10 protein-coding genes are annotated in these 12,907 nt (G+C 44.3%); 6 read left to right on the forward strand and 4 right to left on the reverse strand.

Translation table 11 applies throughout. The features are described 5' to 3' along the window. Nucleotides 1-27: 27 nt before the first annotated feature. Entirely contained in the window at nucleotides 28-2,271 is a 2,244-nt protein-coding gene (locus CAG57_RS04295) for a DNA internalization-related competence protein ComEC/Rec2 (RefSeq protein ID WP_161426896.1), read from the reverse strand. Between the two features lie 8 nt (nucleotides 2,272-2,279). Between CAG57_RS04295 and CAG57_RS04300 the strand changes: the two genes are divergently transcribed. After that, nucleotides 2,280-2,795, forward strand: a complete 516-nt coding sequence (locus tag CAG57_RS04300) for a DUF2062 domain-containing protein (RefSeq protein WP_161426895.1) — start codon at nucleotides 2,280-2,282, stop codon at nucleotides 2,793-2,795. A 138-nt stretch (nucleotides 2,796-2,933) separates the two neighbouring features. Here the strand turns inward: CAG57_RS04300 and lolE are convergent, their stop codons facing one another. The 3 genes from lolE to lolC are packed head-to-tail and all read right to left on the reverse strand — an operon-like array spanning nucleotide 2,934 to nucleotide 6,065. Then, nucleotides 2,934-4,178, reverse strand: a complete 1,245-nt coding sequence (gene lolE, locus CAG57_RS04305; RefSeq protein WP_161426894.1) for a lipoprotein-releasing ABC transporter permease subunit LolE — start codon at nucleotides 4,176-4,178, stop codon at nucleotides 2,934-2,936. Continuing rightward, complete coding sequence (lolD, locus tag CAG57_RS04310) at nucleotides 4,178-4,864, reverse strand: lipoprotein-releasing ABC transporter ATP-binding protein LolD (protein WP_099612172.1); 687 nt, start codon at nucleotides 4,862-4,864, stop codon at nucleotides 4,178-4,180. Before lolD ends, lolE begins: the two co-directional genes overlap by 1 nt. Beyond that, complete coding sequence (lolC, locus tag CAG57_RS04315) at nucleotides 4,857-6,065, reverse strand: lipoprotein-releasing ABC transporter permease subunit LolC (protein ID WP_161426893.1); 1,209 nt, start codon at nucleotides 6,063-6,065, stop codon at nucleotides 4,857-4,859. Before lolC ends, lolD begins: the two co-directional genes overlap by 8 nt. 173 nt (nucleotides 6,066-6,238) lie before the next feature. On the opposite strand from lolC, the gene CAG57_RS04320 reads away from it, so the two are divergent. The 5 genes from CAG57_RS04320 (at nucleotide 6,239) to CAG57_RS04340 (ending at nucleotide 12,869) form a co-directional block, all read left to right on the forward strand. Next, nucleotides 6,239-6,808: a PilZ domain-containing protein gene (locus CAG57_RS04320; protein ID WP_099612170.1), complete on the forward strand. Its 570-nt coding sequence runs from the start codon at nucleotides 6,239-6,241 to the stop codon at nucleotides 6,806-6,808. Between the two features lie 15 nt (nucleotides 6,809-6,823). Continuing rightward, nucleotides 6,824-10,285 (forward strand): transcription-repair coupling factor, encoded by a 3,462-nt coding sequence (mfd, locus tag CAG57_RS04325; RefSeq protein WP_161426892.1) that lies wholly within the window; start codon nucleotides 6,824-6,826, stop codon nucleotides 10,283-10,285. 63 nt (nucleotides 10,286-10,348) lie between these two features. Further along, nucleotides 10,349-11,116 carry a peptidoglycan binding protein CsiV gene (locus tag CAG57_RS04330; protein WP_099612168.1) on the forward strand — a complete coding sequence of 256 codons (768 nt, stop codon included), beginning with the start codon at nucleotides 10,349-10,351 and terminating at the stop codon, nucleotides 11,114-11,116. A gap of 50 nt (nucleotides 11,117-11,166) precedes the next feature. Further along, nucleotides 11,167-11,718, forward strand: a complete 552-nt coding sequence (locus CAG57_RS04335; RefSeq protein ID WP_161426891.1) for a GNAT family N-acetyltransferase — start codon at nucleotides 11,167-11,169, stop codon at nucleotides 11,716-11,718. Between the two features lie 260 nt (nucleotides 11,719-11,978). Then, nucleotides 11,979-12,869: an isochorismatase family protein gene (locus CAG57_RS04340; protein ID WP_099612166.1), complete on the forward strand. Its 891-nt coding sequence runs from the start codon at nucleotides 11,979-11,981 to the stop codon at nucleotides 12,867-12,869. The last annotated feature ends 38 nt before the right edge of the window (nucleotides 12,870-12,907 follow it).

Here is a 12,907-nt window from a genome sequence, read left to right on the forward strand (position 1 = left end):
TGCTTAATAAATATGACAATATTGTTCTTATTCTACCTCGTTACGTAGCATCTGCCTATACCAAGGGATGATTCCTCTTTTACGTAAGGCCAGCAATTGGCGATGGCCTTGATGATATAATAACGAAAGTTGCCCAGACTCACCGGTATCTTGCCAGTCAATGCCAAGGGCTTGATACCGGGCCAACACCTCAGGATGGGGTAACTGCCAGCGGTGGCCTTTCGCCAGAGACGCCAATGCCAGTTGTGGACTCACCCGCTGAATAAAGTTAAGCGTTGAAGAAGTTTGGCTACCATGGTGAGGCACTAGCATCACATCACTGGCTAATATGGCTGGCTCTCGACTTAGTAACCATTCGACTATCGCTGTCACATCTCCGGTTAACAATAGAGAGTGACCATACTCTGGCTCTTCAACCCGTACCACGCATGAGTGAGGATTTTCAGCACGTTGCACTAATCGAGGAGGCCAAAGCGCAGTAAACGTTAACCCTTGCCATTGCCAAGATTCACCTTGAATACAAGCGCGAAACCCCTCTCTTTTTTGACTAGAACGAATCCAACTCGGCGACAGCAACCGCTGAATATCATTCAGCCCTCCCGCATGATCATTATCTAAGTGGCTAATAATCACACCATCAAGTGCTGTCGCACCACGATGTAAAAGCAAAGGAGCCACCAGTGATTGAGCATAACTTCCCCCTTGCCAACTGCTTCCTGTATCATACAAAACAAAGGCATTATTTCGTTCGATCAATACCGCTAAGCCATGGCCGACATCTAACACATCAACCCGCCAACTTTTTTTATCCGGAAGGCAGATCCACATCGCCCCCATAATACAACCGATCGCCACCCAAGCTCTTAATGTCAATATTGGCCTGAAAAACCATAGGATCAGTAGCAGTAACAAGAAATACTGAATTGATAAGCTAAGATCAAGCCAACTCTGTTCTGAGAAGTTCAATGAAGAATGAAGCGGCCATAATGCCCAATCCACCCACTGCCACCACCAAGAGACCTCACTCTGGAACATGCTATAGCCAAGTAAGGCCAGAAACAGCACTGGGATGACCACCACACTAAACCAAGGAATAAACAATATGTTATAAAGAACGGAAGAAAGACTAACCCCAGCAAAAAAGTAGGCGCTCATTGGAATCATCAGTATCGCCAGTCGGCATTGTCCCCAAAGTGCTTTTTTCCACCAAATTAACTGTGGATTAAGAGTTGATATTTGATAAATCACCAGACTAACAGCGAGAAAAGATAACCAAAAACTGGCCGTGAGAGCCGTAAATGGATCCCATAATAAAACCGCGGCTAAAGTAAGGAGGATTCGCTGTGTTGCGGTCACTTTGATGTGCAACATCAGCAATAAAATCGTTAGCCAGCACATAATTAAAGCGCGCTGCGTCGGTAATGTAAACCCAGCAAGCCAAGCGTACCCTAGCGCAACAACGCCACCCAATAAAAAAGGTAGCCACAATCCACGCTTGACTATTCTGCTCAGTAGTAGGCCAAGGCCATAACCCACTCCAAACGCCATACCAATATGTAGCCCTGATATCGCAGTAAGATGAATCAACCCACTATTACGTAGCCCTAACCACTGTTGTTCAGTAATCAAACTGCGCTCGCCAAAAGTCAGCGCAAGAATAATGCCTTGTACGGCACTAAACTCCGTTAATTGCTTCACCGTTGAGTAGAGTTTTGAACGTAAATGGTTATTCGAGATCACTTGGTAGGTTGAATTAGCTTTGACATTAGCACGCGCGACCCAACGTTGACTGAGATAATACGACTCAAGATCAAATCCAACTTCATTTAGTCGTCCATAAATTGGCTTTACTTGTACCAGAAATTCAAATTGATCCCCCGGTTGTAATTCGATGGGCGCAGATAAGCGTATTTTAGGGGTCAAAAAAAATGGTAAAGCACGATGATTTATTGATCGAACCACAGCTGAACCAGAAAAACCGTGCGAAGTTGCGTTAAAAAAGCTGTTTACTTCTCCTTTTATGGTAATATCACCATCAAATTGTAAGATAATATTGGACTGCGCTCTCACTAAATTACCCTGTGTTATTATTACCAATAAAGCCAGAGCAATCCCGATGCATCCTCTGCACCGGTTAACCAGTAAACTCAGACTCAAAGCAATAAGTAGACCTAATGCTATAAACCAGTTAGGCATCCAAGGCCAATATGGGGCAGAGATCACCGTTAATGAGAATGAAGCCAGTGTCCAGTAATTCGATAAGAGAGTCATGATCCCCTATGCCAAGAAAATTTATTAAGCGTTTTATGCCAGAACACTCGGTAATTAAGCGTCAAAAGGCATTGAAAATTTTTGGCTCGCTCCTATATAACCCCAATTTATGGTGCTTAAATCGACGCTCTGCCGCTGGTGCTTTTGCTGTTGGCTTATTTATGGCTTTCATTCCGCTACCTAGCCAAATGATCATGTCAGCAGGTATCGCCATTTTATGTGGGGTTAACCTACCGCTATCGGTAGCTTTAGTCTGGATTACTAATCCCATTACCATGCCTTTTATCTTTTATTTTTCTTATAAAGTCGGGGCTTGGGTGATGAAAGCTCCGCCGCAAGATTTTCATTTCGAACTGAGCTGGGAATTTCTTCACCATCAGATGCACGCTATTGGCCCCCCATTCCTATTAGGCAGTATAATCTGTGGCACCATTGCCGCTCTTTTGGGATATTTTGGCATTCGCTGGTTATGGCGATATTCGGTCGTCCGCAGTTGGCAAAAACGTCACATAAAAAAACTGTAATCGATTCACTGATGATTCAATAACAAGAAAACACACTTGAGGTAGAAAATTGCGGACCAATCGCAACTTCGTTTGCAATTAGTTGTGGACTCATCATGAGAAAAACCCCCTTTGCACTGGCTAGGGGGAGTACTAAGACTATTTACTGCGAAGCACTGATGCCGGGTGCAGACGACTGGCTCGAGCAGCAGGATACCAAGTTGCCAATAAACTAAGCATAATCGCCGTGCCTGACACCAAAAACACATCACTCATCATCAGTTGTGAAGGTAGAAAATCAACAAAATAGATGTCTCCAGATAAAAACGAATGACCAACGAGCGACTCAAGCCCTTTCATTAAAAAAGTTAAATTCGATGCGATCACCGTTCCCACAGCACTGCCCACTAAGCTGCCGAGCACACCAGAAAAAACACCTTGCCAAACAAAAATACGTTTCACTAAACCATCGCTGGCTCCCATAGTGCGTAAAATCGCAATATCAGCGGCTCGATCTTTCACCGCCATCATTAAGGTCGATACAATATTAAAGCTAGCGACGCCAATCACTAAGACCATCACCAAATACATAATCGTTCTAACTAATTGAATATCTCGATACAAAAAACCATATTTTTGCTGCCAACTGCGTAAATAAACATATTCATGTAGAGTATTACCCACTTCACGTACTATTTGGTTGGCATTCAAAACCTCTGTCACATTAAGAGCAACGCCGGTCACCTTATTACCTAACTGACTGTATAGTTGGGCATCTTGCAAAGGTAACAGTGCGAGGTTATGGTCAATTTGTCCATTAAGATTCAATAAACCAACAATTTTCACCCGGATTCTCTTGGGCGCTTGGACCCGCCTATCATGTTGTTGCGTTGGGATCATTAACGTGATCCAATCTCCGATATTCACGGCTAATTGTTTTGCCACACCTTGTCCGAGAATGACTTGCTGCTCACCTGAAATAAACCTCTCCCAAACTTCCGGTGTCACAAACTGAGCCAGTTGGGAAACAGCGCGCTCTCTATCGGGATCAACACCGCGAACTTCGATCGCTTTCAATTGGATACCTTTTTCCGCCAACGCAGTAAACTTAACGTATGGCGCGGCAGCTTTGACTCTCGGATGAGAGGTCGCTTGCTGCACGATCCTCGGCCAATCTTCGATCGGGCCTCGAACGCCTTCTAATTCACCATGGGGAATCACGGATAAAACACGCTGTTGCAACTCTCTTTCAAAGCCATTCATCGCAGATAAGCCAACAATAATAACCGCGACCCCCACCGCTATCCCAAGCGTTGAAGCTAAAGAGATAAAGGACACCAGCTTATTACGTTGTTTAGCTCGACTAAAACGTGCCCCAATCAATAAAGACAAACTGACAAACATTATGCCTCCGAGACCGTGAGTAAAAGACCATCTTGCATATGCAGTTGTCTATCCATCTTGGCCGCTAACTGGCCATCATGGGTTACCACGAGAAAAGCCGTCGCAAATTCACGGTTCAGCTCACGCATCAAATCGTAAATAGCTAATGCAGTTTGATGATCTAAATTCCCTGTCGGTTCATCAGCTAGGACTAAATCTGGTCGATTGACTAACGCGCGCGCTATGGCCACACGTTGACGTTCGCCTCCAGATAATTCAGAAGGACGATGCTGTAACCGATGCGCAAGCCCAACGCGAGTGAGTAACTGCTGCGCAGCTTGCTTTGCTTTTGTTACCGATTGTCCCCCAATCAATAAAGGCATGGCCACATTTTCTAGTGCAGTAAAATCGGCTAATAAATGATGAAATTGATAAACAAATCCCAAATGTTGGTTACGGATTTTGGCTTGTTTATTTGAACTCAATGCGTTGAGATGATGGCCAAGAAACTCGATATTGCCACTATTGGCTTCATCTAATGCACCTAAAATATGCAGTAAAGTACTCTTACCTGATCCTGAAGAACCAATGATCGACACCAGCTCTCCACGTTGCATGTCAAAACTAACGCCTTTAAGTACTTGGGTTTCTAATTCACCTTCTTGGTAAGTTTTACAAATTTGGTGACAGCGTAAAAGGTTATTCATAACGTAAAGCCTCAGCGGGTTTAACCGCAGATGCGCGGTAAGAAGGAAATAGTGTAGCCATAAAACTCAATACAATCGCCAATAAAACCACAGCGATGATTTGCAATGGATTGATCACAACAGGCAGAGAACCACCAACAGAAAAAAGAGCCACGCCAGCCAATGCCAACAGAGCATTCAAATTCATGGCAACAATAATCCCTAACGCACCACCAACCACAGCTCCAATCACACCACTGCTCGCTCCTTGAACTATAAAAATCATCAATATTTGGCGGGCGCTCATACCTTGGGTTTTTAAAATAGCCACTTCCGCTTGTTTTTCCATCACCACCATGATCAAGGCTGAAATAATATTAAAGGCTGCCACGCCGACAATCAGTCCAAGCATCAGCCCCATAATATTCTTTTCCATCCTCACGGCTTGAAATAATTCGCCTCGCTGCTCTCGCCAATCACGCCAGTACCAACCGGTAGGTAATGTCGTTTGAGATAACTCGGTCACATCGAACGGATCCTGCAAAAAAATGCGCCAACCAGAAATCGTTTGATCATCAAAACGAAGTAATCGTCCCGCATCTCGGAGATGTGTCACCATCAGTAGCCCATCAAGATCAGAGCCGGTATTAAACATCCCAGCAACGGTAAAGTTACGCTGGCTCGGTATTCGCCCTAATGGGGTAAATTGACTCGCCTGTGTCACCATGAGTCGCACCGTATCCCCGACCGACACATTTAAATTACGCGCTAAGGTATGCCCTAAAAAAATCTGATAAGCTCCAGACTGTAAATCGTTGACTCGCCCAGCAATCAAATAATTCCGGATAGGATCATCAACGTTAGGTTCGATACCCACCATTAACCCAGCAGAAAGCTGTGATGCACTTTGTATGATTGCTTCACTGCGGACAATTGGCTCTGGCTCTTTTTGTGGTGATAATTGGCGCACAAACTCTGGCGCTTGTTGCTGCCAAGGCGTTTTCTCTTGTGCTTGACTAATTACCGCTTGTGGTAATACTCCAAGGACACGATTTTTTAATTGCGCTTCAAAACCATTCATCACAGAAAGAACAGTCACTAATGCCATCACACCAATCATGATCCCGGCGGTAGACATATAAGAGACAAAACGGCTAAACCGGTCACCTGAGCGGCCACGTAAATAGCGTAACCCAATAAAAATCGAAATAGGGTGAAACATAATAAAAACCAAATAAATAGAGTGCCGTTACTGTAACGATATTCCCGCTAAGGTTGTAGTTTTTCTTTGCTAAATCTGTGCAAGTCATCGTTTGATTGACACACATAACAAGGACATAGCTTGATTCCTAGCCGTTAATGACGATAATCAACACAGGTGAGAAGGAACCAACTATGACTGACCAAGAATTTTTTACTGTACACCACGCACTCAATATTAATGTCGAGCCTCTACCCGCTGAATTTACTTTACCTTCTCAAATGGATTTTGAAGCAGAGATTCCCACTCCATTTGTGGTTGCCAGTGAATTTAGTCAATTAGACCAATTAAATGACGCCGCTCGCTTAGAGTTAAAACACAGTGACTTTAAACACGTAATTCAGTTATTGGAAACTCAAAATAGCAAGTTGAATTTACTGCTGAGTTTTATGCTGTCTCAGCAAGATGATCCTACGCTGCGTACAACCACGACCACATTTGGCGCGAGCCAATTGACTTACCGCTCAAACACTCGCTTAGCCTTAGGCGCTCAGCTTCGGCTCAAACTGTTCATAGAGCATCCCGCGGCAGCAATATACTGTTATGGGCAAGTCATTGGTTGTGACGATGAGCAAAGCCCGGCCATCATTACCGTCAAATACACCTTATTGCGTGATAATGACCAAGACTTACTGATTAAAGCCGCACTTTATTGCCAGCAAAAATTACTACGCCAGCGCTCTTTAGATCGAAATAAATCATAACGAACCACACGACCCATGATGACAAATACTCTATTTGACCTCCCAGAACTTCGCGGTCCGGGCGACAAAAAATATCTAGGTAACTTACTAGGCGCTAGTTTAGCGCTCACCATTGCCCAAGTGGCACAGCGCCATACAAGTCACACCTTACTTGCGGTGCCCGATCCACAAACCGCCTTAAGGTTGGTGCAAGAAATCGAGCAGTTTAGCCAAGTTCCTGTTGCGCTTTTTCCTGATTGGGAAACGCTCCCTTACGACAACTTTTCACCACATCAAGAGATTATTTCCGATCGCATTGCTCGGCTGTATCAGTTACCTTCATTAGGTAGTGGCATCACGATTGTGCCGATCAGCACACTATTACAACGCCAAAGCCCTCGTGATTTTTTACTCCAGCACACACTCATGGTGACAAAAGGCGATCACTATTCGTTAGAAAAGTTACGTCTCCAATTAGAAAATTCAGGTTATCGCCATGTTGATCAAGTATTTGGCCCCGGAGAATATGCCAGCCGAGGTTCGATTCTCGACCTGTTCCCAATGGGTAGCCAAGCCCCCTATCGAATCGATTTCTTTGATGATGAAATTGATACCATTCGAACTTTCGATCCTGAAAATCAACGCTCAATCGAAGAAATTTCGCAAATTAGGCTACTACCAGCCCATGAATTCCCAACCACAGAGAATGCAATAGAAGCTTTCCGCTCTCGCTGGCGACAACGGTTTGAAGCGCGTCGAGAGCCTGAGTCTATTTATATGCAAGTCTCTAAAGGCACTTGGCCTGCAGGTATTGAATACTGGCAACCCCTTTTTTTCGAACACACAGAAACCCTATTTGATTATTTGCCAGAAAATAGCCAACTGATTACCTTGGGGCATCTCGAGGCTTCCATTGATCAATTCTTAACAGACGTGGCTTATCGTTATGATCAGCGTAATATTGACCCTCTGCGTCCCCTGCTGCCTCCTGAAGAATTATGGTTAAAAAAAGAGGAGCTATTTACTCAACTCAAACGCTTACCTCAATTACAACTCTCTAGCGAGTCGATTGATGAAAAATCTGGCCGCAGCAATCTCAATATTTCGCCATTGCCCGATCTGGCCGTACAGCATCAACAAAAAGAACCACTAAGTGCCCTGCGCCAATTTAGTGAACAATTTAACGGAAAAATTATTTTTTCGGTGGAATCGGAAGGACGTAGAGAAGCGCTATTAGAACTGTTACAGCGGATAAAACTTCGCCCACAAGCTTATCCGTCTTTTGCTCAAGCTTGGCACAGTCAAGAGAAGTTTTCCCTCGTACAAGGTTTAGCAGAAAAAGGCGTTATCTTTCGTGACCAAGATGTTGCCTTTATTTGTGAAAGCGATTTATTCGGGGCAAGAGTGGTACAGCGGCGCAAAAAAGATCGCAAACATGTCAATAGTGATGCCGTTATCCGTAACTTGGCAGAACTTAAGCCCGGACAGCCAGTGGTTCACCTAGATCATGGAATTGGTCGTTACCTTGGTTTACAAACATTGGAAGCGGGTGGTATCACCACCGAATACGTCACACTCGAATACCAAAACGAAGCCAAGCTTTATGTCCCCGTGTCTTCTTTGAATTTGATCAGCCGTTACTCTGGGGGGGCTGAGGAATCGGCCCCCTTGCATAAACTGGGTGGAGAAGCTTGGGTTAAAGCTCGGAAAAAAGCCGCAGAAAAAGTTCGTGATGTCGCCGCCGAATTATTGGATGTGTATGCTAAACGGGAATTAAAACCTGGCTATCAATTTCATCTTGACCGAGAGCAATACGCGACTTTTAAAGCCACCTTCCCATTTGAAGAAACAGATGACCAAAGAATGGCCATCAATGCCGTGCTTTCAGACATGTGCCAACCCAAAGCAATGGATCGTTTGGTGTGTGGTGATGTCGGGTTTGGTAAAACGGAGGTAGCAATGCGAGCCGCTTTCGTCTGTACCGACAATAGTAAACAAGTTGCGGTGTTAGTCCCCACCACACTATTAGCGCAGCAGCATTTTGAAAATTTTCGCGATCGTTTTGCCAACCTTCCTGTACGGGTAGAAGTGCTCTCGCGTTTTAAGTCAGCCAAAGAGCAAAAAGCGATCATGCAGGATGTGGCGGATGGTAAAGTTGATATTGTCGTCGGCACCCATAAATTGCTTTCCAGCGAATTAAAGTTTGCCGATTTAGGTTTGTTGATTGTCGATGAAGAGCATCGTTTTGGCGTGCGCCAAAAAGAAAAAGTCAAAGCCATGCGGGCCGATGTCGATATTCTCACACTGACCGCGACCCCGATTCCTCGCACACTGAATATGGCGATGAGTGGTATGCGAGATCTCTCCATTATTGCTACCCCTCCTGCCCGTCGCTTAGCCATTAAGACCTTTGTGCGACAAAGTGAAGAGAGTATCATTCGAGAATCCGTACTACGGGAAATCATGCGCGGTGGTCAAGTCTACTTCTTACATAATCAAGTGGAAACAATCGATAAAGTGGCGGCCGATTTAGAAAAACTCATTCCTGAAGCGCGAATTACGGTGGCACATGGTCAGATGCGAGAACGTGAGCTAGAACGCATCATGAATGATTTTTACCACCAAAAATATAATTTATTGGTCTGCACCACCATTATTGAAACGGGGATTGACGTTCCAACCGCGAATACCATTATCATTAACCGTGCTGATTCATTAGGGCTGGCTCAGTTACATCAACTACGGGGGCGAGTAGGTCGCTCTCATCACCAAGCCTATGCCTATTTACTCACCCCACATCCGAAAGCGATGACTAAAGACGCACTCAAACGATTAGAGGCGATTGCTTCGTTGGAAGATCTCGGTGCAGGCTTTACTTTAGCCACACATGACTTAGAGATTCGTGGTGCAGGTGAGTTATTAGGTGACGAGCAAAGTGGGCAAATTCAATCGATTGGATTCACTTTGTACATGGAAATGTTAGAACAAGCGGTTGAAGCACTAAAATCGGGTAAAGAGCCGTCATTGGATGAGCTATTACGTGAGCAAACAGAAATTGAACTCCGTATTCCAGCACTGCTACCGGATGACTATATTCCCGATATTAATACTCGCTTGTCGATGTATAAGCAAATAGCCAGCGTCTTCCATCAAGATGAACTCGCTGAATTAAAAGTTGAGTTGATTGACCGATTTGGCAAATTACCAGATGCTGCCTTAAATCTGTTAAATATTGCAGAGCTTAAACTGACCGCAGCAAGGTTAAAAATTCGTAAAATTGAGGCGCACGATAAAGGCGGTTATATCGAGTTCTATCCAAATGCTGACATTAACCCGATGTTTTTGGTTAAACTATTGCAAGCTCAGCCAAAATTATTTGCAATGGATGGCCCAACCAAGTTTAAATTTACTCGAACTTTGGTCGATAGAAGAGAAAGAATTCAATTTATTACAGACATGCTCAATGAATTCCAGCAGAATTTATTACCTGCGGCCTAACCGTTGCCAGCGCTGCGGATAAAATAGAATACGTGCTAACTGGCACACAATGACGGAGTCATAATGAAACAACTGATCCCACTACTACTTTTGCTCGTATCTATGCCTAGTTTGGCACAGCGGCAATTTGATATTGAAGTGATCATCTTTCAACGTACCGTTAATCCAGAACAGATTAACGAGTCGTGGCCTAATACGCTTCCTGAGATTAAGGTTACTCAAGCAGGAAGCTTTAATGATGTCCAATACCGTAATAGTAAAGGGGTAATCATGCTCCCTTACTCCGATTACAAACTTAATGAGCAAGTCCAGCGTTTAAGAAATCATGCCGGTTTCCAAGTCATGCTGCATACCGCATGGCGACAAGGTGATCAAGGTCGAACGCGTGCACCTATTTTTCATATTCAAGCAGGGAAAGATTACTCACAACAATTTAATCCAGATGGTAGTGAACGAGTACCAATCGAGCAAGATGAAGCTCCCATCGATGGGGTCGTTGAACAAACGATTCGCCAACCACTTTATGAGCTAGATGGCACACTGCAGATTTACGTGCAGCACTTTTTATACGCCGAAGCAGTACTGGATCTAAAAAAACCGAGCGTACGCGAAATCATGTTGCATGATCAACGTCTTGCGCTTGAAAATGAACAGGACTCAGCAGCTACCATTCAAGTCGGTCATCTCACGGCCATTTCACCGACCATGGAAACCGAATCCTTCCTTAAATCTTATCGTTTAGACCAAAAACGTCGCATGCGCAGTAGTGAAACGCACTATTTGGATCACCCACTGCTAGGCATCATTATTCAGGTTCGCCGAGTTCAATAGTTTTTTACGCCCCTTACTGGGGCGTTCTACTCTCACCGATTGGGCCAACCATGCACTGCGAATTTCTTATTAATACTCAACACTTATATCTACGCCTTATGACACTTGATGATGCACCCGCCTTGTCAAGGTTAATTTGCACTTCCCCTTCACTCCATCAATGGATCGATTGGTGCCATCCAACCTTTACTCAAGAAGAAGCCGAGCGTTTTATTTTGGCGACCCGGCTCAATTGGGTAAAAGCCCGGGCTTATGGGTTTGCGATTATTCAAAAATCGACCCAACAGTTGGTCGGGATGATCGCGATAAATGAATTCTATCCCACCTTTAATATGGCAAGCCTAGGTTATTGGATCGGCGATGCATTTCAACGTCAAGGGATGGCACTAGAAGCCCTAAATGCCATCACGGAGTGGTGTTTTAGCCAGTTACAGTTAACTCGCTTAGAAATCGTCTGCGATTCTGAAAATTTACCGAGCCAACACTTAGCTGTCGCTTGTGGTGCCAAACAAGAACAGTTAGCGAGAAATCGATTTTTGTTTAATGGTGAACCTAAAGCTGGGGTAATTTTCTCGCTTATACCGCAAGATATTGAAAAATAAATAACAAGAGATAAGCCTTTTCCCTAGGGTCTGTTGACCCTAGTCATGATTCCAATCGAAACACCAACATTTGACGACCATCACCAAATGATAATTGATAATGGTTTTCATTTGTATTATCGTTACATGAAATGATAACACCGTCAGTTTGGTAGGTCATATTGCTGTGCCTGAAATCAAAACCGTTTCTCAACGTTTTGATGCAACAACATCACAGACTCACGGCCTCTGCTTATATAATGATCAAAGGATTTGGATTCATGGCTATTCCTCGCATTACCAGTTATACACTTCCAGATACAGAACACTACCCGCTCAATAAAACTCAGTGGCAAATCGATCCAGAAAAAGCCGTTCTTCTCATTCATGATATGCAAGAGTATTTCGTAAACTTCTTTGACATCCACCACCCTCCTATGACTGATGTCATCCATCGCATTCAACGCTTAAAAACCCTTGCTAAACGTTTAGCAATTCCGGTCATTTATACCGCCCAGCCCGCAAATCAAGATCCGAATGAGCGCGCACTCCTGACCGACTTCTGGGGCCCTGGACTTCAGCAAGAAACGGCAATTATTGGCGAACTAGCACCAGAAAACGATGACATTGAATACGTCAAATGGCGCTATAGTGCCTTTAAAAAAACGCCTTTACTTCAGTTCATGCAAGAAAACAATAAAGATCAACTGATCATCTGTGGTGTCTATGGCCATATCGGAATTTTATCGACAGCACTGGATGCGTTCATGCTCGATATAAAACCTTTTGTGATTGGCGATGCTATCGCTGATTTCAGCCAAGCCGATCATATTCATACCCTAAACTATCTTGCTGGGCGAGCGGCTAATATACAAACGCTGGCAGAGGTTGAGCAACGCCTGGCAGAGAAAAAAACCGCCCTCACACTGGATCAGATGTGCTTAGATGTCGCCAATACCTTATGTCTTGAACTGGATGAAGTTGATGTAAATGAGAATCTCCTTTTCCTCGGGCTCGATTCCATTAGGGCCATGGTACTGTTAGAAAAATGGCGTCCATTTGGCGTTCATCTCACCTTTGCTCAATTAATCGAAAAGGTCACGCTCAAGGAGTGGTGGGAGCTTATTCATGATCAAACGCCTCAGCAATCCATAGAATCCACCTCGGCATAACCCTACATCCCTCAACGACAGAGCGTTGCTACCCAATC

This window comes from Vibrio sp. V30_P3S12P165, assembly GCF_009904905.1.
GTDB classification, from domain to species: Bacteria; Pseudomonadota; Gammaproteobacteria; order Enterobacterales; family Vibrionaceae; genus Vibrio; species Vibrio fujianensis.

Excerpts from the sequence above, each read along its gene's own strand:
- CAG57_RS04320 (WP_099612170.1), top strand. The coding sequence starts at position 6,239 with ATGACTGACCAAGAATTTTTTACTGTACACCACGCACTCAATATTAAT.
- lolD (WP_099612172.1), bottom strand. The coding sequence starts at position 4,864 with ATGAATAACCTTTTACGCTGTCACCAAATTTGTAAAACTTACCAAGAA.
- CAG57_RS04340 (WP_099612166.1), top strand. The coding sequence starts at position 11,979 with ATGGCTATTCCTCGCATTACCAGTTATACACTTCCAGATACAGAACAC.
- CAG57_RS04300 (WP_161426895.1), top strand. The coding sequence starts at position 2,280 with ATGCCAAGAAAATTTATTAAGCGTTTTATGCCAGAACACTCGGTAATT.
- CAG57_RS04330 (WP_099612168.1), top strand. The coding sequence starts at position 10,349 with ATGAAACAACTGATCCCACTACTACTTTTGCTCGTATCTATGCCTAGT.
- lolE (WP_161426894.1), bottom strand. The coding sequence starts at position 4,178 with ATGTTTGTCAGTTTGTCTTTATTGATTGGGGCACGTTTTAGTCGAGCT.
- CAG57_RS04295 (WP_161426896.1), bottom strand. The coding sequence starts at position 2,271 with ATGACTCTCTTATCGAATTACTGGACACTGGCTTCATTCTCATTAACG.
- lolC (WP_161426893.1), bottom strand. The coding sequence starts at position 6,065 with ATGTTTCACCCTATTTCGATTTTTATTGGGTTACGCTATTTACGTGGC.
- CAG57_RS04335 (WP_161426891.1), top strand. The coding sequence starts at position 11,167 with ATGCACTGCGAATTTCTTATTAATACTCAACACTTATATCTACGCCTT.
- mfd (WP_161426892.1), top strand. The coding sequence starts at position 6,824 with ATGATGACAAATACTCTATTTGACCTCCCAGAACTTCGCGGTCCGGGC.